This window comes from Paenibacillus sp. J23TS9 (genome assembly GCF_018403225.1).
Lineage (GTDB): Bacteria > Bacillota > Bacilli > Paenibacillales > Paenibacillaceae > Paenibacillus_AQ.
This window is the reverse complement of record NZ_BOSG01000003.1, coordinates 68,242-92,037: the sequence shown is the minus strand read 5'-3', so window position 1 is coordinate 92,037 and position 23,796 is coordinate 68,242. Positions and strand designations below refer to the sequence as shown.

Genomic DNA, 23,796 nt, shown 5'->3' with positions numbered 1-23,796 from the left:
AAGCCATTTTCAAGAATTTAATATGTATATTGTTACAAATTAACTTCAACCCATAACAGTCTGTCTGGATGGAGTCGAGTCTTTATCCGGATCCATTTCATTCAGCAGATCACCCACATTTCTGTATGAATCGGTTCCTCGTGAATCCTATCATCCAGCACATGTCTGTGAGGTTGGATAGGTCGGGGATCGAATTCCATTTGAACATAACCCTTGATATCTTGAAGTTAAATTAAACATTTGTTTTGCGTGAAAGGGGTTAACCATGCTAGGACTAGTTAAAAAGATCTTTGGCGACGTGAATGATCGTGATATCAAACGTCTCATGAAGACGGTTGATCAAATTAACAAAATAGAACCGGATTTCACAAAGCTCACTGAAGAGCAGCTGAAAGCCAAAACGGAAGAATTCCGTGCTCGTTTGGAAAAAGGCGAGACGCTCGACGATTTGCTTCCTGAAGCATTTGCGACCGTACGTGAGGCGTCCAAGCGTGTTCTCGGTAAAAGACACTATGATGTACAGCTGGTCGGCGGTATGGCGCTCCATGAGGGCCGTATTGCAGAGATGAAGACCGGTGAAGGTAAAACTCTCGTTGGTACCCTTCCGGTATACCTGAATGCTCTATTGGGCAAAGGCGTGCATGTGGTTACGGTCAATGATTATCTTGCGCAGCGCGATAGTCAGGAAATGGGCCAAATTTATGAATATTTGGGCATGACGGTCGGGGTTAACCTGAGCGGCATGGACCATGCGGATAAACAAGTAGCTTATGCCTGTGATATTACCTATGGTACGAACAATGAGTTCGGCTTTGACTACCTGCGTGATAACATGGTGCTTTATAAAGAACAGATGGTTCAGCGTCCGCTGTACTTCTGTACGATTGACGAAGTGGACTCCATCCTGGTCGATGAAGCCCGTACACCGCTGATCATTTCCGGACAAGCTCAGAAATCGACGCAGCTGTACTACGTGGCTGACCGCTTTGTGAAGCAGCTGCAGGCGGAAGAAGACTACACCGTTGATATTAAGGTTAAGTCCGTTGCACTCACTGAAAAGGGTGTAGCCAAAGCGGAACGCGCTTTTGGTATCGAGAACCTGTACGACCACGCGAATGTTACACTTAATCACCATATTGTTCAGGCACTGAAAGCCAACGTCATTATGCGCCTGGATGTGGATTACGTCGTAACGGAAGACGAGGTTGTGATCGTCGATGAATTTACGGGTCGTCTGATGGCCGGCCGCCGTTATAGCGATGGCTTGCACCAAGCGATCGAAGCGAAGGAAGGCATCGAGGTTCAGAACGAGAGTATGACGCTCGCTACCATTACGTTCCAGAACTACTTCCGGATGTACCGCAAGCTTGCGGGCATGACCGGTACGGCCAAGACCGAGGAAGAAGAATTCAAGAAAATTTATGGACTGGAAGTTCTCCAGGTTCCTACGAATAAACCGAATCAGCGCGAAGACATGCCTGACGTCGTCTATAAGAGCGAGAATGGCAAGTTCAAAGCGGTAGTTGAGGAAATTGTGGAACGTCACAAAAAGAACCAGCCGGTTCTGGTTGGTACGGTATCCATTGAAAACTCTGAGCTGATCTCGGATATGCTGAAGCGTAAAGGTGTCAAACACCAAGTGCTGAACGCCAAATACCATGCCGAAGAGGCTGAAATTATCTCCCGCGCCGGTCAACCGGGTACGGTAACCATCGCCACCAACATGGCGGGCCGCGGTACGGATATTTTGCTGGGTGAAGGCGTGTCTGATTTGGGCGGCTTGCATATCATGGGTACAGAACGTCATGAATCGCGCCGGATCGATAACCAGCTTCGCGGACGTGCGGGACGCCAGGGCGACCCGGGCTCCACGCAATTCTATCTGTCCCTTGGCGATGAGTTGATGAAGCGTTTCGGTGCAGATAACGTACTGAACATGATGGACCGTCTCGGTTTTGAAGAAGACCAGCCCATCGAAAGTAAAATGATTACCCGTGCGATTGAATCCGCGCAAAAACGTGTCGAAGGCAATAACTTCGATCTGCGTAAAATTGTACTCCAATATGATGATGTGATGAATCAGCAGCGTGAGATTATCTACAAGCAGCGCCGCGAAATTCTGGAATCCGAGAATATCAAGGACATCGTCATGGAAATGATCAAACCGGTTATCGACCGTGTTGTCGAAGCGCATTGTTCTGACGATATTCCAGAGAACTGGGAACTTCAAGAGGTTGCTGATTATGTGAACAGCAAGCTGCTGGATGAAGGCACTGTGACGCGTGATGACCTCTGGGGCAAAGAAATACCGGATATGGAAGAATTCATTTTCAACAAAGTTACAACCAAATACGATGAACGCGAAGAAAGAATCGGCTCCGAACTCGTACGCGAGTTTGAGAAGGTTATCGTGCTTCGTTCCGTAGACAGCAAGTGGATGGACCACATCGACGCGATGGACCAACTTCGCCAAGGTATCCATCTTCGTGCATACGGCGGTACGGATCCGCTTCGTGAATACCAGTTTGAAGGCTTTGAAATGTTCAACGCCATGACGGCCAGCATTCAGGAAGAAGTAGCGACATACGTCATGAAGGCGCATATCGAAGCGAACCAGGAACGCCAGTCGGTGATTGAAGAAAGCAAGGTTTCAACAAACGGCGAACCTACGGAGAAGAAACCTGTGCACACAGGCGACCAAATTGGACGCAACGATCCTTGTCCTTGCGGCAGCGGCAAAAAATACAAGCACTGCCACGGTCAAGAATAGTTGTAGCTGTATAATATAGCATGCGGCTGATTGCAGCCGGCAGCTGTAAGGATATAAGCCGCGCCCCATCGGGGTGCGGAACAGAACTCCCTTGAATCAAAGGCCTTCGGCAGCGATACAGGCATCACGCGCCAAGTCTCCTTTGTTTAAGGGAGTTTATGTCGATAAAGAGGTGAGGAAATATCATGATCGATCCATCCATCAAGCATGATTTGCGAGAAATTGCGACCAAACTAACCAATCTTAGGGGGTCTCTTTGACTTAGACCTCAAGCAGGAAATGATCGCCAACTTTGAAGAGAAGATGTCCGCGCCGGATTTCTGGGATGACAACGAGAAAGCGCAGGGCGTCATTGCAGAAATGAACGCGGTAAAGTCCTCCGTAGATCAATATGAAAAGCTGCAGCAGGAGTATGATGATGCGTCTATGATGGCTGAGCTGGCAGATGAAGAAGGCGACGAATCACTTTTTGGTGAAATTGCCGAATCGGTCAAGAGCATTAAGAAGAGACTAGAGGATTTCGAGCTCGATCTGCTTCTGAATCAGCCTTATGATAAAATGAATGCCATTCTGGAGCTTCATCCGGGAGCGGGCGGAACCGAGTCGCAAGACTGGGGACAGATGCTGCTGCGGATGTACACCCGGTGGGCGGAGAAGAGAGGCTTCAAGGTAGAAGTTCTCGATTACCTGCCTGGTGATGAAGCGGGAATCAAGAGCGTGACGCTCCTGATCAAGGGCTTCAATGCCTATGGGTATTTGAAAACCGAGAAGGGAGTGCACCGTTTGGTGCGGATTTCACCTTTTGACTCTTCGGGACGGCGGCATACTTCGTTCGTATCCTGCGATGTGGTTCCGGAAATTACAGAGGATACAGATGTTGAAATCCGGACAGAGGATCTGAAGATTGATACCTACCGGGCGAGTGGCGCGGGTGGACAGCATATCAATACGACGGACTCGGCCGTACGGATTACCCACTTGCCGTCGGGCATTGTGGTTACCTGCCAGAATGAACGTTCACAGATCAAGAACCGCGAACAAGCGATGACAATGCTGCGTTCCAAGCTGTATGAACGTAAAATAGAAGAACAGCAAAAAGAACTGGATGAAATCCGAGGGGAACAGTCGGATATTGCATGGGGCAGCCAGATTCGCTCCTATGTGTTCCATCCCTATAGTATGGTAAAGGACCACCGCACCTCAGTGGAAACCGGCAATGTCGGCGCTGTGATGGACGGGGATCTGGATCCTTTCATCGACGGCTATTTGCGAAGCCAGATTAAAGTAGATACCGAATAAAACCCATGAAATTCCTACACTCTATATAGATTGAACGAAAGCTTGCCTTTTGTTTAGTCTATATCGTTGGGTAGGAATTTTTGGCGTCCAGGTGTATTAGGAGGGGACCTCTGCATCCTCAGCCAGGAGAATATATTTCAAGGAGAGAAAAACGAGTATGTCTCAAGTTGCAGCTTCAAGCCGGAGAAAGGCTCCACTTATTCCCCCAACAGGCCCTCTGCGCCATATGGTGGATACGGTCCTTATCATTATTGGTTCCTTAATCATTGCCCTTGGATTCAATCTGTTCTTCCTGCCGAATGGCATCGCGTCCGGCGGCGTATCCGGAATATCGGTGCTGGGAGAAGCCTGGTTAGGCCTGGAGCCTGCATTTACCCAGTGGGCCCTTAATATACCTCTCTTTTTCTTAGGAGTATGGCTGCTCGGCAAAAATTACGGGATTCGCTCACTGCTGGGCAGTGTTATTTTGCCGCTGTTCGTATACCTCACCAAGGACTGGCCCCTTCCTACGGGCAATCCGCTGCTGGCTTCGATTTACGGAGGAATTGCGGTGGGACTCGGAATCGGGATTGTCTATCGCGGCAGAGGATCAACCGGAGGCCTGACGACACTCGCCCAAATCATTCAAAAATTCAGCGGGCTCAGCTTCTCGCTGTGTGTTGTTCTTCTGGACGGGAGCGTCATTATTTTGGCAGCATGCACCTTGTCTCTGGAAAAGGCACTTTATGCATTGGTCGGTCTCTATGTAACGGGAAAAGTGATTGATGCGGTTGAGCTTGGATTCAACTATTCCAAAGTAGCCTATATTATTTCAAATCATACGGAGAAAATAACCGAAGCCGTTCTCCATGATCTGGACCGAGGCCTGACGAAGCTGAACGCCCAAGGCGGATATACGGGCGATAACCGCACCGTATTGATGGTGGTCATTGGTCAAAGCGAGACAACACGGCTGAAGACGCTGGTGAGAACCGTAGACCCCGAGGCTTTTGTGATTATCAGCAACACCCATGAAGTGCTGGGTGAAGGATTTAAATTGGAATCATAGAACTTAGAAAAAGGAAAAAATAAGAGAGGCAGCGAAGATTTCTTCGCTGCCTCTTCAGCAAGTTATAGACGAATTATTTAAGCGGAATTAGTTTAAGTTTACATCAATCCAGCTGTTTTTAAGCTTGCTTTGCTGAGTACAAGAGAACCATTTATTTTTGTGAAATAAATGATGGTACCATTTGTCGTGGCAGATCCTCTTTCTTCACCTTCCCCTAAATTTTGTGTATCTAATGAGAGGATGACTTGATCTTTACCACGGATCACGTTATATACATCTTTTTTATTTGAGTTTAATTCGACTTTTAGATTAGCGCTCCCAGCGAATTCTCCTAAGGTAATCCACTTTTCCTTAACTGTATCTTTCGTATCGAAGTGAATTGTTTTAGTGGAACCAACATATGTAGCGTTATAACCGAAGAGCGTGCCTGCTTCACGCAGTTGAATGTATGTATTTCCGTTATACGATAGCTGATTCGCTGATACCACTTTATTCTGCCCATTGATCATTATGCGGTACTTAACAAGAGTTGCTTTTACAGTACTAGATGTCGCAGCCATAGCGACTGTAGAAGAGCCAATCAGCATGCCAATAGTAAGACCAATAATCATTTTCTTCATGAAATCATCTCCCTGTTTAAGTTCATTACAACATGTTTATTACCCAGCAAGTTAGCATTTGACTATATTTTCTAAAAATTTTTTTATATTTGGATGCATGCATAAAATCTATACATGCAATCTTCTCCAAGTTAGAGTTGTCTCATTGCGAAAAAAAACTAAAACTCCTTATAGGACAAGGCGGATTTCACTCGAAAGTGTTGTATTTATATTAATACAGTCGTATAATAATACATATTTATTAGAGGGATGCAAGTCAGGGGATAGAGAGGGGAAACTCGGGATGCCAGGAGAACATGGGGAAACCAGTAAGATCAGAATTGCGATTGTCGGCTCGACAGGCTACGGCGGGGTAGAATTGATCCGCCTGCTGCAGGCGCATCCGCTTGCGGAGATTACGTCGGTTATTTCATCATCAAGTGCAGGAACACCGATATCGGAAGGTTTTCCGCATTTAACGGATATTATCGTCCAGAACCTAGATGGCGTTAATGCCGCGGAAATCGCGGAAAAGGCCGATGTTGTCTTCACGGCAACGCCATCAGGAGTAAGCTCGAAGCTGGTGCCGGGATTGCTGGAGGCGGGGCTGAAAGTCATTGACCTGTCAGGCGATTTCCGGATCAAGGACGGCGGAACTTACGAGAAGTGGTATAAGCATCCGGCACCGGAGCAGAGCTATCTGGAAAAAGCCGTATACGGCTTATGCGAGATTTTCGGAGAGGAAGCCGCGGCTGTAGATTTCATTTCGAATCCGGGCTGCTATCCGACAGCAACACTGCTTGGTTTAATTCCAGCTATCAGTTCCGGTTGGATCGACCCGAAAAGCATCATTATTGATGCCAAATCCGGTGTATCCGGCTCGGGCCGGGGCACAAGCCTGACTTCGCATTATGCGGAAATTAACGAAAACTTTAAAGCTTATAAAGTGAATAAGCATCAGCATATCCCGGAAATCGAGCAGGTGCTTGGCCAGGTAACCGGAGAGCCAGTAACCGTGACCTTTACAACCCAACTCGTTCCGATGACGCGCGGCATTATGAGCACCATGTACGCCCAGATGAATGGCGTATATAACGATGAGGATTTCGTGGATCTGTACCGGCAGTATTACAAAGACCGCCCGTTCGTGCGTGTGCGGGATAAAGGAATCTGGCCGGCAACCAAAGAAGTGTATGGATCAAACTACTGTGACATCGGATTTGCGGCAGATGCCCGGACAGGACGGGTGACGATCATTTCGGTCATCGACAATATTGTCAAAGGTGCGGCAGGCCAAGCGATACAGAACATGAATCTGATGATGGGATGGGAGGAGAATCTCGGACTGGGCTACACACCGGTGTATCCATAAAGCGCGGGATGAACAACATTATGGGACAAGAAAAATATACCGCGGTACAAGGCGGTTCCATTATAACACCTAAGGGTTTTTCCGCAGGCGGATTGCACTGCGGTTTGAAGAAAACAGATCGCCATGATCTCGGCGCGATTCTGTGTGAGGTACCCGCCGTGGCTGCGGCTGTGTACACCACGAATGTGTTTCAGGCGGCACCGCTGAAGGTGACGCGTGAGAGCCTGCAGGGCGGCAGACTGCAGGCCGTTGTCGTTAACAGCGGCAATGCCAATGCCTGCACCGGGCAGCAAGGTGAAGCTGATGCGTATACGATTCGGGCAGATGCAGCACGCCATCTGGGCGTTGCAGAGCAGGATGTGGCTGTTGCTTCAACGGGAGTGATCGGCGAGCTGCTCAAGATGGACTGCGTTACGGCAGGCATCGCAGGATTGCCGCAGCGGCTGAGCAGTGAAGCTGCCGGAGCAGAGGATTTCTCGCAGGCGATTTTGACAACGGATCTCGTGAAGAAAGAAGCCTGTGTTGCGGTAGTGGTTAATGGTAAGGAGATTAATATTGCCGGAGCAGCCAAAGGATCGGGCATGATTCATCCGAACATGGCGACCATGCTGGCTTTTATGACGACGGATGCTGTGATTGAGGCTGACGTGCTGCAGCAGCTTTTGCGGCAGGCGACTGATGTGACCTTTAATATGATTACAGTGGACGGAGATACAAGCACCAATGATATGCTGATCACAATGGCAAGCGGTCTGGCGGGTAATGAAACGCTGAATCCGTCCCATCCGGATTGGGAAGCTTTTGCAGCTGGATTCACCTATGTATGCCAAGTGCTGGCTCAAGCGATTGCCCGCGACGGCGAAGGAGCAACGAAGCTGGTTGAAGTAAACGTGAACGGAGCGGTGAGCGATCAGTCCGCACGTGCGATTGCCAAAACCGTGATTGGATCGAGTCTCGTGAAATCGGCTGTATTTGGTGCAGACGCGAACTGGGGACGGATTATTGCAGCGGTTGGACGCGCAGGCGAGCCGGTGAATCCGGAAACCGTTGATATCCACATTGGCGATATTTCGGTTCTGGAGGGCTCACGCCCGGTAGTGTTTGATGAGGAAGAGGCTTTGAAATATCTGAAGGGCGACACCGTCCGTATTGTGGTTGATCTCCATCATGGTGAGGGTCATGCGACGGCTTGGGGCTGTGACCTGACCTACGATTATGTCCGCATTAATGCGGCTTACCGGACTTAGATAGAGCAGAATGGGGATGAGAGAGCTGTGAATACATTGGATCAGCAGGAGCAAACCGCGGCTGAGGATGCAGCAAGCAAACAAAGCTTCGTCATGAAATGCGGCGGAAGTACATTGGCGGCACTGCCGGATTCCTTTTTTGAGGATTTGAAGCAGCTGCAGGCATCCGGCATTCAGCCTGTCATCGTCCATGGCGGGGGCCCGGCTATTTCGGAAAATCTGGAGAAGCTCGGGATTGATACGGAGTTCGTGAATGGTCTGCGCCGGACGACGGAAGCGGTACTGGACGTGGTGGAGATGGTGCTTGCAGGCAGCATTAACAAGCAGATTGTCAGACGCATTCAGCAGAGCGGGGGCAGGGCGCTTGGCATCTCCGGCGTCGATGGAGCGTTGATTCAGGCACAGCCTGTAGCGAATGCGGCTGAAGTCGGCTGGGTCGGCGACGTGACGCAGGTGCAGTCAGACATCATTCAAGGCATTACGGCTATGGGTTATATGCCGGTTATTGCCCCAGTTGGCGTGGATGCAAGCGGACAACGTTATAACATCAACGCCGATACGGCGGCGGGTGCTGTAGCTTCGTATCTGGGGACGGACCGAATGATCGTCGTCACGGATGTTCCCGGCATTATGAAAGAGATCGAAGGCATCAAACAGGTTCTCCCTGTTGTGACGGTGCAGCAGATCGAGGACATGATTGCCAGCGGCGATATTTACGGCGGCATGATTCCGAAAGTCAAAGCCGCAGTCAGCTGCATCCAGGGCGACGTGCAGGAAGTGGTTATCGTAAATGGCAGCGAAGCGAGGGTGCTGAGCCGGGTGCTTCAAGGCGAAACGATCGGGACGCGTATTGTGAGATAAGGAACAAAGAAAACTGAGATCGTAAGAAATTCATTTAATATGATTTGTGCTCGTTATGAAGCATAGTTAGCGAAGGGGATGGAATCGTACTGAAGAAGCGATAGCGTTCGCCTAAAAGCTTTCCGTAGGAAAGCTCGCTTCGGAAGCATATGCTTTGCCTCTGAATTTTCACCGCTTAAGGGATAATCAAAAAAATTTGGAGGCAACAGCGATCGGAAGAACGATCCGTAACCGTAGCGGCTACCGTGCACAATGCCAAACCAGATATGATTTTTAAAATAATCCAAGTGACAGGAGTGATTTCAATGAGCAACCCTGCAGGACAGTCCAGCTCGCTGTTTCCGACATATGCCAGATATCCGATTAGTTTGGTTAAAGGCCAAGGAAGCTGGTTATGGGACGATCAAGGGAACAAGTATCTCGATTTCATGAGCGGTATTGCCGTTACCAACCTGGGTCATGCACCCGAGAAAGTAAAGGCGAAGCTGAAGGATCAGCTTGATGAGCTGTGGCATGTCTCGAATCTGTTCCAGATTCCGAATCAAGAAAAGGCTGCTGCACTTTTGACCGCGAACAGCTGCGCTGATGCTGTGTTTTTCTGCAATAGTGGCGCCGAGGCCAATGAAGCGGCAATTAAGCTGGCCCGCCGTTATCACCAGAAGATTAAAGGCAGCGGACGCTTTGAAATCATTACTTTTGTCCAATCCTTCCATGGACGGACGCTGGCCACATTGACCGCAACAGGTCAGGATAAAGTGAAGGAAGGCTTCCTGCCGCTTCCTGAAGGCTTCAAAAGCGTGCCGCTTCATGATCTCGATGCTTTAAAAGCGGCTATTACCGACCAAACCGCGGCGATCATGTTTGAATTGGTGCTGGCAGAAGGCGGCGTGCTTCCGGTTGAGCCGGAATTTGTTCAAGCCGTGAAAAAGCTGTGCGAAGAGCATGGCCTGCTGTTGATCATTGACGAAGTACAAACCGGCATGGGCCGTACAGGCAAACTGTTCGCGCATGAACATTATGGCATTGAGCCGGATATTTTCACCTTGGCTAAAGGCATTGCCAGCGGATTCCCGACGGGAGCCATGCTCGGCAAGGCATTCCTACGGGACGCATTCAGCGCAGGCAGCCATGGCTCGACCTTCGGGGGAACGCCGATTGCTACGGCGGCCATCATCGCCACCATAGAGACGATCCTGGAGGACCAGCTTCCGCAGCGTGCGGCAGAGATGGGAAAATATTTGAAGGAACAGCTATCGGAGAAGCTTGCGAACAATCCGCATGTTAAAGCCATCCGCGGCCTTGGACTTTTGATTGGCATCGAGTGTGCCGAACCCGTGAGCGAATTGGTGCTTGAAGGACAGAAGCGTGGCCTGCTGTTTATCACTGCTGGACCAAACGTGATCCGCCTGCTGCCAAACCTTTACGTAACGAAGGAAGAAATCGATCAGGCGGTAAGCATTATCGCCGACGTGATCCATGACCATACAGCCGTAAAAAAAGACTAACACTATAAATATTTTCATCATTAGTGATTAAGCAAGCTAAAGAACGAATGAGAAAAAGGAGGAACACCCATGACCCAGGCAGAAAAGCTGCAGCATGTAAACTTGAAAGGCCGGGACTTGCTCGAACTCGACGATTACACCCCGGCTGAGATTCAGTATTTGATTGAATTGGCCGTTGAATTGAAGCGGAAGCAAAAGAACGGTGAGGTTTACCAGCCGCTGAAAGGCAAAACGATCGGACTTATTTTTGAAAAATCCTCTACTCGTACGCGTGTATCTTTTGAGGTTGGAGCGTTCCAGCTGGGCGCGCACGCACTCTTTTTGAGTAAAAATGATATCCAGCTCGGACGCGGCGAAATCATCAGCGATACGGCGCAGGTGCTTTCCCGTTATCTTGACGGCATCATGATCCGTACCTTCGGACATCACAACGTGACCGATCTGGCTAAATATGCATCCGTGCCGGTCATTAACGGCCTCAGCGATCTGGCGCATCCATGCCAGGTTCTGGCGGACTTCCAAACCGTATACGAGCACAAAGGTACGCTAAAAGGCCTCAAGCTGGCCTACATCGGCGACGGCAACAACATGGCGCATTCCCTTATGATCGGCGGAGCGAAGCTCGGCGTGCATGTATCCATTGCAAGTCCGGAAGGTTATGAACCGGATGCCGAAGTGGTAAAACAAAGCCGTGAGATCGCCAAGGAAACCGGCGCGGAGATCGTTGTGACACGCAATCCGCAGGAAGCCGTGAAGGATGCTGACGTCATCTATACGGATGTATGGGCGAGCATGGGCTTTGAAGAAGAGCAAAAAATCCGCGAGGCTGCTTTCAAAGACTACCAAGTGGATGAAGAACTAGCAAAAGGCGCCAAGAGCGACTATTTGTTCATGCACTGCCTTCCGGCACACCGCGGTGAAGAAGTGAGCGCAGGTGTGATCGACGGCAAGAACTCCGTTATTTTCGATCAGGCCGAGAACCGCCTGCACGCGCAGAAGGCTTTGATGGCCGCGTTGATGGGTTAGGAGAAGGTTATTATGCTTGAATTGACAAGCCCATAGTGAGAGGTCAGACGAATGCTATTCGAACAATAACTCATGGGCGAGTAATTCTTAGGATATTAGGCTTGTACCTTTTACCTTGTACCTCGTACCTCGTAACTCGTAACTCGTAACTCGTAGATATAGGATAAGCCACGCAGCAGCGGAGGGGACGGAATCGATCTGAAGAAGCGGTAGCGGTCGCCTAAAAGCTTTCCGTAGGAAAGCTAGCACCGTAAGCATAAGCTTTGTTCCCGAATTTCTACCTTTTAAAAGTTAAATAAAGAAATTCGGGAACAACAGCGATCGGAAGAACGATCCGTATCCGGAGCGGTCACACCCGACGAACGATAAGTCACTGCAGCGGCGCATCCGCACGAATCAGAGATTTAGAATCAGAGAATTATTTTCATTTCAACCTAACCATCCCGAATGGGATATAATTGAACTACGAAGCGTAAAAAGAAAGGAAGTTCAACACATGGCAAAAGAAAAAATCGTGCTCGCCTACTCCGGCGGCCTGGACACATCTATTATTCTCAAATGGCTCAAAGAAACCTATGATGCGGAAATCATCGCTTTTACAGCGGATATCGGACAAAAGGAAGAACTCGACGGCCTTGAGGAAAAAGCACTGGCAACAGGCGCTTCCAAAGTATACATCGATGATCTGCGCGATGAATTCGCGAAGGACTTTATTTATCCGATGTTCCAGGCAGGCGCGCTGTATGAAGGCCAGTACCTGCTCGGCACCAGTATTGCACGCCCGTTGATCGCTAAGCGTATGGTTGAGATTGCGCGTGCTGAAGGCGCAACAGCCATTGCCCACGGGGCAACCGGTAAAGGGAATGACCAGGTTCGCTTCGAACTGGGCGTAGCCGCACTCGCTCCGGATATCGATGTCATCGCGCCATGGCGCCTTGAAGAGTTCCGTAACGACTTCCCGGGCCGCGCTGAGATGATCGCTTTTGCCGAAAAGCACGGCATTCCGGTTACAGCTTCTGCAGCCAAGCCTTATTCCATGGACCGCAACCTGCTGCATATCAGCTATGAGAGCGGCGTGCTGGAAGATCCTTGGTTTGACGCAAGCGCACCTGAAAATAAAGAAATGTTCCTGCTGAGCGCGTCCCCTGAGGATGCTCCGGATGAAGCGGAATACCTTGATCTCGAATTCGCACAAGGTAACTGCGTTGCGCTGAACGGCGAAAAGCTGAACCCGCTGCAAGTCATGGAAAAGCTGAATGAGCTGGGCGGCAAGCATGGCATCGGACGCGTGGACATGGTGGAAAACCGCTTTGTCGGCATGAAGAGCCGTGGTGTGTATGAAACGCCGGGCGGCACAATCCTGTTCACCGCTCACCGCAAAATGGAATCCATCACGATGGACCGCGAAGTCATGAACCTGCGTGACAGCCTGATTACCCGTTACAGTACCCTCGTGTACAACGGCTTCTGGTTTGCTCCGGAACGTCTGGCTGTGCAGGCGCTGGTAACCGAAAGCCAAAAGAACGTATCGGGCACGGTTCGCGTGAAGCTGTATAAAGGCAACATTATCGCCGCAGGCGTGAAGAGTCCGGTAAGCTTGTACAATCCGGATATTGCCACAATGGAAGCCGATCCGACGCAAGCATACGATCAAGGGGATGCAACGGGCTTTATCCGCTTGAACGCACTTCGTCTTAAAGTAAGCACTGGCGTAGAACAGAACCAATAAATGATTGAACCGCGCAGCGGCAAGGCATTGGCGGCCGTTCCTTTTCCAGGTGAGGAGGGACGGCCCTCTGCCGTCAGAGAGGAGAGAACATAAGTGAGTAAACTGTGGGGAGGGCGCTTTACGAAGCAGACCAACCATTTGGTGGACGAGTATACTGCATCCATCGGGTTTGACCAGGCGCTTGCAGAGGAAGACATTCAAGGAAGTCTTGCACATGTAACGATGCTGGGCAAATGCGGGATTTTGCCGCAGGAGGATGTTGAAACCATCAAAGCCGGTCTGAACAAAGTGCTGGATAAGATCCATAATAATGAAATCGAGTTCTCGGTTTCGGATGAAGATATTCATATGAACGTGGAAAAAAACCTCATTGCCGAGATCGGTCCGGTTGGCGGGAAGCTGCATACTGGACGCAGCCGCAATGACCAAGTAGCAACGGATATGCATCTATATCTGCGCAAACGCGTGGTCGAGCTGTCGGGCATGCTGCATGAGCTGCAAAAATCCTTGGTGGGACAAGCCAGAGATAACCTGGATACGATCGTGCCTGGCTACACGCATCTGCAGCGGGCACAGCCGATTCTGTTCGCCCATCACTTGATGGCGTACGTTTCGATGTTCCAGCGTGATATTGAGCGTCTGATGGACAGCTACAAGCGTATTAACGTGCTTCCGCTCGGGGCGGGTGCCTTGGCAGGAACAACGTTCCCGATTGACCGCCATTTCGTGGCAGAGCAGCTGCAGTTTGACCGCGTCTATGAAAATAGCCTGGATGCCGTCAGCGATCGTGATTTTATCGTTGAGTTCCTGTCTGACGCTTCGATCATCATGATGCATCTCTCCCGCCTGTCGGAAGAACTGGTGCTGTGGAGCAGTACTGAGTTTAACTTCATCGAGCTGGACGACGCGTTCTGCACAGGCAGCAGCATCATGCCGCAGAAGAAGAATCCGGATGTGCCAGAGCTGGTTCGCGGCAAAACAGGCCGTGTCTATGGCAATCTGATGGGTCTGCTTACAGTGCTGAAATCCCTGCCGCTGGCCTACAACAAGGATATGCAGGAAGACAAAGAGGGCATGTTCGACACCGTAGCGACGCTTGAAGGTGCGCTGCAGCTGTTCGCACCGATGATTGCCACCATGAAGGTGAACAAATCGCGAATGCGCGAGGCTGTGAACAAAGACTTTTCCAATGCAACGGATATCGCCGACTTCCTCGTGGGCAAAGGCCTTCCGTTCCGCCAGGCGCATGAAGTTATCGGGAAAACGGTGCTTTACTGCATTCAGAACGGCAAGTACTTGCTCGATCTGACGATGGATGAGTTCACGCAGTTTTCAGATCTGTTCGACGAAGCGATTTACGAAGTACTTCAGCCGGAGACCGTGGTCAACGCCCGTAACGTATACGGCGGTACAGCAACAGACCAGGTGGCAAATGCCGTCAAGCGCAGTGAAGTGCTGATGCAGATGACAGTGCACTGGCTTGAAGAGCATCAATAAGATTTTTAGCTAAAATAGTTCATATGAACTATGTTTGATAATGATGAAGCCGGTCTTGGAATCTCTGATTCTACCGGCTTTTTTGCTGTATTTTCATAGTTGGGGATTGCTGACCAAAGAGGACAAAGCATATAATGAAATAGTACATATTATCCATTTTTAGCTATTTATATGAAGGTCACGCGAAGGAGAGTCGGCAGAGGTGTTTAAAACCGTCTCAAAGCAGGAAAAAGGTTTTACTTTGGTAGAGGTTCTGGCGGCAATTGTGATCTTTTCTATCGTATCTATAGTTCTTGCCTCCTATTTCAGTAATGCATTATCGTATTCCAAATCCAATCAAAACAAGACCGTGATGATCAACTTGGCGCGCAATGCGCTCGTGTTTATGCAGAAGCAGGATTACGGGAAATTACATGAGTTTTATCATGCGGAGAAATTCGGAGAAGAGCATCCCGCGATTCTCGGCAGTGCGGCTGAAGCTTCACCCGGTACATACAGCAATATTTTTCCGGATACCGACGCTGCTACGCTTGCTGCTGTACTCCATCCTACGATTAATAACGTTGCGTATGAGATCGACGTCGAATACGAGGCGGACTTGCATCAGCAGATGCTCTCAGATTCACAAAAGCAAAAGATGAGTAAAGACCTGATTCCTGTCAAAGTCGTGATCCGTGGAGCAGGCGGACCTGGCGGCCATCAAACCGATAGTGTCGTGGAGGGATATATTACGAATGAACAACTTCGTTAAACGCTTCCGGCGGGAGGAGGGCTTTACGCTGCTGGAGATGATCGCGACGCTGGCTGTCATGGCCTTGGTGCTGGGTCTGGTATATTCACTGACCATCTTCGGAATGCGAAGCTATCATAAAATCTCCATTGAAAATTCACTGCGGGATGAAGCGGATTTGATCATGTCGGCAGTCATTACAGAGCTGTACACGTATTCGCCGGATTCCATCGAGCCCAAAATATCAGGCAGCACGACATCGGTTGTTTTGCGCAAAAGCGGGAAGCAGGCCCATGTCATTCAATTTGCGGATGGTAAAGTGTCTATCGAGCAATATCATGATCAAGGCTCGAATGCAGATGCAGACCCGGATGCCATTGTGGAAACGATCGGTGCTGAAGCGACACGTAACTTGGACTCTGCTCTGACGGACCAATCTTCTTTGACTGTGGATTGCAGCGGACTGTCGTTATGCCAAAGCGGTACACTCTCCATATCCCTGGAGCTGGAGCAGATATACGAGAACCGGCCATATAAGCTAAATATGCAAAGCCGTTTTGGATTCTAGTGTATACAGTCACTTTTTAATAGTCGAAAGTGGAGGTCATGGTGATGAGGAAAATTCGCTTTCGTGATGAACACGGCTCTGCTCTGGTCATGGTTCTGTTCATGGCGCTGCTGCTGACGATCCTGGGAACGGCTGTTGTAGCGGCAGCAATCGGAGGTGCCCAGCGTACGCAGACGCGGGAGAATGACGTGCAAAGCTTGCATTTGGCCGAGAAAGCGCTGGATGAAGGAGCGAGCTATATTTTCTCGGAGCTGGATTCGAAAAATATTGAGCCGGAAAAGCTGGATGGTGTCATCCGGAATTATATGAGTGAGCTAGAAGAAAAGATTAAAGCGGGCCAGTTGACGCTGGGTTCTGAGCTGGGTGCGAACGGTGTGGATAAGGTTTCGGCAAAAATTACGGAAATCAAATATAACAAGTCATCCACCTCTGCCACGGAGTACCCGATTACGCTGAGATCCGAAGCTGTCGTGAACGGTGTAAAACGGAAGCTTAGCCGGGAGATTGTCATTGATACGTTCCCGGATTTTCTCCGGTATGCCCTGGGATCCGAAGGAGACCTTATCCTGAACGGATCGCCTGACATGAAGGGGAATATTTATGCCGGTCAAAATCTGCTGTTGTCCAATACAGCGCATTATACACATGGCAATGCGTATGATGCTCCAACGCTCTTCCCGGTGCTGCTTCCTGAAGGAACAGGGGGGCAGGAAGACGGGGAGGCGCATATTCAGTCGCTCAAAAAGGTGGGCTGCTTTGACCAGGGGATTGGCAAGTCTCCATTTCAGGCAGGAGGCTGCGAGAAGCCTCTTGGATCAGCATTCGACCCTGCGAAGAACCTCAGAATCAAACCGCTGAGTAAATTCGTCAGCATGAATGTGGAAGAATCGTTTAATGACAAGGCTAGGGAAGCGCTTGATCCGAATTCATTACAACCAAACGCTAAAGACAGCGGCAAGGCGCTTGTGCAGTGGTATGACGACCAGTATAAATCAGACGGCAACGGTAATGGCAACGCTCCGTTTTTGCAGCTTGAAATGCCCGAAGAGCCAGCCTATCCTCCTATACCGGGGGAGGGCGCATCCGAAGAAGAGATTACAAAGTACAATGCGGATATAGAAGAGTACAAAGTAAAACTCGCGGTTTATAAAGAAGCACTAAATAAGCTTGTAGCGCAGTTGACCGACTTAAACCAATCTGCCATTTTTAGAGGGGATTTAACGGTGGATGGCAGTATGCTGCAAAGCCTGAAAATCAATACATCACAGGGAAGCGGCAAAACCAACTGGTTGATCGTAAATGGGAATTTGAATATTGACGCACGGTTCGCAGGAGATATCGGTATCGCCGGAAATATCCTGGTGACGGGCAATATTGCGATCAATGGTAACGTTCATTTCGACTCGACGGTTTTTACGTTAGGCAAAACCGAAATTGTGGATGCAAGCATTCAAGGTCTGAACGGAAAAGAATTGGTGCTGATCGGCAAGGGCCCGATCGAAATCTATAGGGTGGACGCGTTTAAGAATACGGAGAGACCAACCATTCTGAGTGCTTTCTTTTATACGGATGATAAAGCCGAGCTCTACGGTGTCGGATCTACCTTTCACTTAAAAGGAGGCTTCTTCGCCAAAGGCGATTTGACCATTAATGCCATGCGCGGTAGGGCGGACGGGCCGTCCGGATCTTCCGATCCACTCGTTTTCGAGCAGCAGGTCGGTGAGCAACAGACTGCGCGATTCAGCGTGGAATATAACGGTGATGTGTTCAAGCATCAGTATATCGGGCTCCCAAGGGTCAGCAAAATCAGTGTCCGGATCGGCAGCTTGAAGCTGGAGTCGTAGAAGCCTGCCTTTCCATCAAAAGTAAGACCATGCTGCTTTAAAAAAATACAAAGAAAGGACCGCTGGAATTCCAGCGGTCCTTTCTTCAGCTTCAGGAGCCTAGTAACGGTCGTTACCGGTTGCCCCGGCTGACTTCTTCTTCACCTCGATAATAATCTCGGCTTTAATATTCGGATCGTCTTTGAACGTCACAGTGACAATGGCCTGTCCCACATGCTGGCCGGTAATAGTTCCCGCATGGGCTCCGCTTGGAATAACCGTAACATTGTTGGTATTATTGCTTACCCATATCAGGCCGCTTTTAACTTGATCGGGTACGACACCGCCATGAGGCAGCATGGCCAGCTTGGTCGTCAGATCGAAAAGATCGCCCTCATAGATGGTCAGGCTGTATGGCAGCTGCAGTCCGGTAAGTGACTGCTTAATCACCACTGCATGCTCGGCAACGAGATTGCCCACCTTCAATTGAACGGTAACTGTGCCTTTTTGCTTGCCGGTAACCGTTACGCCTTCCGCCGTTACTTCCAACTTAGCATATTTACTGTCATCGGCACCCTTGAATGACCATACCAGAGGTGGCACATTTTCAGCATCGGTAGGGTTTAAAACCGGCTTAAGAGCAATTGTTTTGCCAATGACAACAGAGGATTCCCCGTCGATGGAGATGGACTCCAGGGGATTGATGATAATCACCTGCGCCGAAGCGGCGGATTGAACTTTGGTTGTCGAGCCCGCAAGTACGGCTTCCAGCGTAACTTCAACCGTCACAGGACCAACGGCAATACCTTTCAAGTCACGGCTCCATGCATCGCCCGAATCGATCAACACGGCCTTCATATCATCGCCGGCACCTCTGAACTTCCAGGTCAGCTTTACATTTTGCAAATATTTCTGGTCCATTATGGCTTGGAGTTTCCCGGCTTGGTTCACTTTGATTTGTTCAGGAGCTTTTAGCGTAAGCACAGGATCGAACACCGTGATTTTTGCGCTGGCTTCCAAGTGGCTTCCATCGGTTGACCGGACCGTTACGGTGGTTGTGCCTGCATTGTTTCCGGTTACCTTTCCTTGATCATCGACCGAAGCAATTTTCGGATCGGCACTGCTCCAGGAGAATACCAGCGATTTAGGATCCACATCTTCCGGCTTGTAAGTGACGGGAAGTACGATGGATGTCCCTTTTAGAATCGTATATTCTTTACCGATTGATAGCTCGGTCAGTCTCTTTTTGGCTGTGAATGAGATGACCGGGAAGGCCGCCTTCTTGGACTGTTCATCAAAATCCCTGAAGCCAAGTGTCGATTGGTCCAGCAGATAGTTTCCTTTTTCCTTAGGTATCACGGGAACGATAAATTGAATCGAATCCTCAGGATTCGTCATGTAATTCTGGCCGTCCTCCGAAAGTAGGTACGTTACATTGGATAAGGTTCCGGTAAGCGTATAGCCCTCTTTAAGCGAGCCGGTCTTCTGGATGCTGCCTTTAGAGCTGTCCAGTTTGATCTCGCCAACCTCAAGGTTTGGTGGCAGCTTCTCGTTAAAACGAAGATCCGTCACAATCATTTTAGCGGGATCTATGGTTCCGAGTTCTGTAGGGATGGCAACCGGTTTGACTGTGTAGGTGATATCCAGGGCTTCATCCGTAAAAATATCCTTGCCGCGCTGATCCTCACGGAGAGAACGGTCTACCTGGAGGCTGTCTTTGCTCTTCTTGACGATAATATTGATGATCTTGGGTTCTGCCTGGGCGCCGTGCAGGTCATGCGCAGTGATGACAATCTTTAACCGGCCCTCGTCCTTGATATCTTTTAATGGATTCTCCAGGTTATACGAAATGGTAGAGCCGGAAAGCACTTTGTCCTCCTCCAGTGGAAAGGAACTGATGACTTGATCATTCTGAAGGATTTTGACTTGCGTCATAATATTGCGGTCCTTCAAATCGAGATCATTCACCGTATAACTGACAGGAATCTTTTGATAAGACGGAATGACTGCATTTTCCTTGGGACTGATGACCGTAATTTCAGGAGCATGATTGGCCCCGATAAACGCGCGATACATCGTATTGACGAACAGGCGCTGCTCCCAGTTAGGGAAGCCTGTACTGGTATGCCCTGTGCCTGAGTATGTGACGTTGCCTTTGGTATAGGTATAGTAATGGTTCCAGCTGTCGTCGACATCCCGGCCGGTAGAATTGATGTTGTACCAGGGCACGACGTTTTCATCATCGAGATCCAGTGTGAAATACTGATTATGCGTGGTTGCAATTTGTCCTATGCTTCCGGATGCCGGTGTTTTGCTTAAATCGAATGGAAATTGCGTCAGCAGACCGGTATTTACAACCTTGGTGGATGTGCCGCTTAAGGGATTGCCGAGTCCGAGGTTGGTTTCAGGATTAATCTGTCCGGTGTCTGATTGGAAATGATCAACCCATGGATTGCTGCTGGTTGTGCTCTTATAAATCGTATCATGTGTAAACATGACGCCTTGTCCCGATTGGATGAATTCATGAACCACACCGGCAGTGCCGGCATCTAAAGAACTACCCTCGTTGTAGCTGTCCTTAAAACCGAACACGACCATATCATATTTTCCGTTTAACGCTGTTTTTGTGTTCTCGGCGACCATGGTTTTAAATGCTTTAAAGCTTATTGGATTTATTTTCAGCTCGTAATCATCGCTTTTTAAATAGGACTGAGTCATGTTGCTTCCCGACAGCAAGCTGCTGGAGCTGCCTGAATCGGGCATCACCTGCAGAACTCTTACCACGGTTTTTTCATCCTGATACCGGATGGTTCCGCTTAGGCTATCGATCAGGCCTGTAATTGAATTGGAGACATCCAGCTTCCAGTAGAGGAGTCCGGAATATGCCTTGGGCAGGTTATAAGTAAGTTCATTACCGGATGCCTGCGTGATCGTTTTCAGGGCAACCTGGTTATCATCCGTATATTTGAACACCTTGTCCACCGATAAATTCAGCTTGGCTGTGATCCGGTTGTCACTCAGGTTCTGAACATTGTAGGCATTAAACTTAAATGTTAAGGTGTCCCCCGCTTTATAGGTTCTGCTGCTGGAGGTTCCATTGTAATCGTCAGGCTTCGAGGTCAGCTGGATCCTTGGGCGTTGGTGGAGCTGCTGGTACAGGGTCGAACTCGATATTTTGATCTGGTCAATGAGTTGATTCAGCTCCGTATCATTCACCAAATACACATTGCCTTTGGTACCTTTGAAATTTTCATACTCTTTAAACGTTTTATACAGAACCCGCTTTCCGCTAGAGGATGCCTTCTGCAGCAGCACATTATCGTGCACGATGACGGGTAGTCCCTTATTTATATAATTCTCTTTGATCTCGTCAGCCTTTAACTGCGTGATGTCGTTCATGACGGAGGTGGTTTGGTGGGCTGCTTTTTGGTTAGTGGTATCACCGCTCTTTTTGAAAGGAGCTACACCGTCTGTGCTGTAGTTAGTGCTGGTCACTTTACCTTTCACATCCGTAAAATACGCATTCGCAATATAAATCGCATCATACTGGCCGCTGATATCTTCGCGCATGGCCACGAACGTTTTCATACGCATGACGTCCACCTTTACATTCGAAACGTTCTTTAGCTTGTCCCTCAGAACGGAGTAGTCCGTTTGATCCACGATTTCCAGAATATTGACCTGATATGGCGGTTCTTCGACGGCATTCACCTTCGTCAAACGATAGGGGACAATCAATGCCAAAAGAACTATAACAATGACGAGCGGTATAACAAGTTTTATTTTCCTCTTCATTCCAATCCTCCTAAAATAGAAAATGGAAAAATTCCAGTATTATAGCGAAATTAGCGAGGTTTAATCCATATGTAGAGGGTTTTTTATTGTAAATTTATCCAATCTATGCTATATATCATTTTAGGATATAAGTCTCTTGTTATCAACTTAAATATATGAAAAAAGATTCACATTTAATAGAACTATATAACTGATTTTTTGTTTTCATATTTGTGAAGGATTTTCTTAAAAAGTTCTTTTATGGAGTGATTCGACATGGCTATTGTCAAAAAAAGGCTGGGAGATTTGCTGGTCGAAAATCATGTGATTTCACATGAACAGCTTCAGGAAGCACTGGGTGAACAACGCAAAACCAAGCGCAAGCTCGGGGATCTTCTCATTTCCCAAGGCTATATCACAGAGCAGCAGCTGATCGAAGTACTCGAATTCCAGCTTGGAATACCGCATGTCAGCTTGTTTAAATACCAGATTGATCCCGCGATTACGCAGATCATTCCGGAGAGTATGGCGAAGCGGTATCAGGTACTTCCTTTTATGAAGGATGGAAGCAAGCTGATGGTGGCCATGGCTGATCCTTTAGATTATTTTGCGATTGAAGAGCTGCGGATGACGACCGGCTTCAAGATCGAACCGGCGATCTGTACGAGGGAGGAGCTGCAACGTTCGATTGCCCGCCATTATGGTTTGAGAGATTCTATGAACCAGATGATGGTAGATCTGCCTTCCGCTGAAGATATCGAAGAAACGGAGATTACGGACGAGGATTCTCCGATCGTGAGATTGGTCAACCAAATGGTGCAGCAGGCCGTACATCTCAAAGCTTCGGACATTCATGTCGATCCCGGCGAAAATAATCTGGCTATTCGTTACCGGATTGACGGCCAGCTGCGTAACGAGCGTCATCTTCCGAAACAGATGCAGGGCTTTATCACGGCACGACTCAAAATCATGGCCAAGCTGAATATTGCGGAGCGGCGCCTGCCGCAGGACGGCAGAATCAAGATGCAGTTTGATTACAAAATGGTGGACATCCGTGTTTCGACACTGCCAACCATTCACGGCGAGAAAATCGTACTCCGGCTCCTGGATTTGAGTACGGGCGTGAAACCGGTGGATCAGCTTGGTTTCAATATGCGCAACCTGCGGGTGTTCCGGGAGATGATCGAGCGCCCTTACGGCATTCTTTTGATTACGGGACCGACAGGCAGCGGCAAAACGACAACGCTATACTCAGCACTAAATCATCTGAATGTGGAGAACGTGAACATCATTACAGTCGAAGATCCGGTGGAGTACCAGCTCGAAGGCGTGAATCAGGTGCATGTGAACCCGGCGATCGGATTCACCTTTGCGGCAGGTCTCCGCTCCATACTCCGGCAGGATCCGAATATCGTCATGGTCGGTGAAATCCGGGATCATGAAACGGCGGAAATCGCCGTGCGGGCTTCCCTGACAGGCCATCTGGTGTTATCCACCTTGCATACGAATGATGCCGTCAGCACGATTACCCGATTGAGGGATATGGAAATCCAGCCTTATTTGATCGCTTCATCGCTGGTTGGCGTGGTGGCACAGCGTTTGGTACGCCGGATTTGTCCGGAATGCAAGATTTCTTATACACCAAGTGAGCAGGAGCTCATTTTGCTGAACAGTCACGGGTTCCAGGCCGACAAGCTATACCGGGGAAAAGGCTGCGGCAACTGCAACCGTACCGGCTATAGAGGACGTGCTGCCATCCATGAGGTGCTAAGCATCAACGATGACATGCGGCAGCAGATTACTGCTTCAGCCTCCGTGGATGGATTACGGGAAGCGGCGCGTAAACAGGGCATGACGGGACTAATGGAGGACGGCTTCGAGAAGGTGGTTCAAGGGCTGACTACCATGCAGGAAGTACTGCGTGAAACCGTTGCAAACTAAAGGAGGC

General features: G+C 49.2%; 16 protein-coding genes. 14 read left to right on the top strand and 2 right to left on the bottom strand.

Features of this window, described 5'->3' with window-relative positions; translation table 11 throughout:
• The first annotated feature begins 265 nt into the window (after positions 1-265).
• The 3 genes from secA (at position 266) to KJS65_RS18950 (ending at position 5,117) form a co-directional block, all read left to right on the top strand.
• A complete protein-coding gene (gene secA, locus KJS65_RS18960; RefSeq protein ID WP_213651444.1) occupies positions 266-2,770 on the top strand; it encodes a preprotein translocase subunit SecA in 2,505 nt (834 codons plus the stop codon).
• Between the two features lie 185 nt (positions 2,771-2,955).
• Positions 2,956-4,069, top strand: a protein-coding gene (prfB, locus tag KJS65_RS18955) for a peptide chain release factor 2 (protein ID WP_213651443.1) whose coding sequence is annotated in 2 segments (ribosomal slippage) — positions 2,956-3,027 and positions 3,029-4,069 — 1,113 coding nt in all. Because the reading frame shifts where the segments join, the coding sequence is not laid out codon by codon here.
• A 157-nt stretch (positions 4,070-4,226) separates the two neighbouring features.
• Positions 4,227-5,117: a YitT family protein gene (locus KJS65_RS18950; RefSeq protein ID WP_213651442.1), complete on the top strand. Its 891-nt coding sequence runs from the start codon at positions 4,227-4,229 to the stop codon at positions 5,115-5,117.
• 98 nt (positions 5,118-5,215) lie between these two features.
• Here KJS65_RS18950 and KJS65_RS18945 read toward each other — a convergent pair whose 3' ends face one another.
• Positions 5,216-5,737 (bottom strand): stalk domain-containing protein, encoded by a 522-nt coding sequence (locus KJS65_RS18945; protein WP_213651441.1) that lies wholly within the window; start codon positions 5,735-5,737, stop codon positions 5,216-5,218.
• Positions 5,738-6,020: 283 nt separating this feature from the next.
• Here KJS65_RS18945 and argC point away from each other — a divergent pair, with 283 nt between their 5' ends.
• The 10 genes from argC (at position 6,021) to KJS65_RS18895 (ending at position 18,095) form a co-directional block, all read left to right on the top strand.
• The gene (argC, locus tag KJS65_RS18940; protein ID WP_213651440.1) at positions 6,021-7,088 is read left to right on the top strand and encodes an N-acetyl-gamma-glutamyl-phosphate reductase; all 1,068 of its coding nucleotides are present in this window, start codon (positions 6,021-6,023) and stop codon (positions 7,086-7,088) included.
• A 20-nt stretch (positions 7,089-7,108) separates the two neighbouring features.
• The gene (argJ, locus tag KJS65_RS18935; protein ID WP_213651439.1) at positions 7,109-8,335 is read left to right on the top strand and encodes a bifunctional glutamate N-acetyltransferase/amino-acid acetyltransferase ArgJ; all 1,227 of its coding nucleotides are present in this window, start codon (positions 7,109-7,111) and stop codon (positions 8,333-8,335) included.
• 93 nt (positions 8,336-8,428) lie between these two features.
• Positions 8,429-9,196 (top strand): acetylglutamate kinase, encoded by a 768-nt coding sequence (gene argB / locus KJS65_RS18930; RefSeq protein WP_213651870.1) that lies wholly within the window; start codon positions 8,429-8,431, stop codon positions 9,194-9,196.
• A 305-nt stretch (positions 9,197-9,501) separates the two neighbouring features.
• Complete coding sequence (locus KJS65_RS18925; protein ID WP_244864643.1) at positions 9,502-10,701, top strand: acetylornithine transaminase; 1,200 nt, start codon at positions 9,502-9,504, stop codon at positions 10,699-10,701.
• 69 nt (positions 10,702-10,770) lie between these two features.
• Entirely contained in the window at positions 10,771-11,727 is a 957-nt protein-coding gene (argF, locus tag KJS65_RS18920; RefSeq protein ID WP_213651438.1) for an ornithine carbamoyltransferase, read from the top strand.
• A 496-nt stretch (positions 11,728-12,223) separates the two neighbouring features.
• Entirely contained in the window at positions 12,224-13,456 is a 1,233-nt protein-coding gene (locus KJS65_RS18915; protein ID WP_213651437.1) for an argininosuccinate synthase, read from the top strand.
• Positions 13,457-13,549: 93 nt separating this feature from the next.
• A complete protein-coding gene (gene argH / locus KJS65_RS18910; RefSeq protein WP_213651436.1) occupies positions 13,550-14,953 on the top strand; it encodes an argininosuccinate lyase in 1,404 nt (467 codons plus the stop codon).
• 202 nt (positions 14,954-15,155) lie between these two features.
• On the top strand, positions 15,156-15,704 hold the full coding sequence (locus tag KJS65_RS18905) for a type IV pilus modification PilV family protein (protein WP_213651435.1): 549 nt from the start codon (positions 15,156-15,158) through the stop codon (positions 15,702-15,704).
• Positions 15,688-16,251 (top strand): PulJ/GspJ family protein, encoded by a 564-nt coding sequence (locus KJS65_RS18900; protein ID WP_213651434.1) that lies wholly within the window; start codon positions 15,688-15,690, stop codon positions 16,249-16,251. Before KJS65_RS18905 ends, KJS65_RS18900 begins: the two co-directional genes overlap by 17 nt.
• 44 nt (positions 16,252-16,295) lie before the next feature.
• Entirely contained in the window at positions 16,296-18,095 is a 1,800-nt protein-coding gene (locus KJS65_RS18895) for a hypothetical protein (RefSeq protein ID WP_213651433.1), read from the top strand.
• A gap of 99 nt (positions 18,096-18,194) precedes the next feature.
• Here KJS65_RS18895 and KJS65_RS18890 read toward each other — a convergent pair whose 3' ends face one another.
• Positions 18,195-21,869, bottom strand: coding sequence for a DUF5057 domain-containing protein (locus KJS65_RS18890; RefSeq protein ID WP_213651432.1), 3,675 nt, complete (start codon positions 21,867-21,869; stop codon positions 18,195-18,197).
• Between the two features lie 255 nt (positions 21,870-22,124).
• Here KJS65_RS18890 and KJS65_RS18885 point away from each other — a divergent pair, with 255 nt between their 5' ends.
• Positions 22,125-23,789 carry a GspE/PulE family protein gene (locus KJS65_RS18885; protein WP_213651431.1) on the top strand — a complete coding sequence of 555 codons (1,665 nt, stop codon included), beginning with the start codon at positions 22,125-22,127 and terminating at the stop codon, positions 23,787-23,789.
• Positions 23,790-23,796 lie beyond the last annotated feature (7 nt).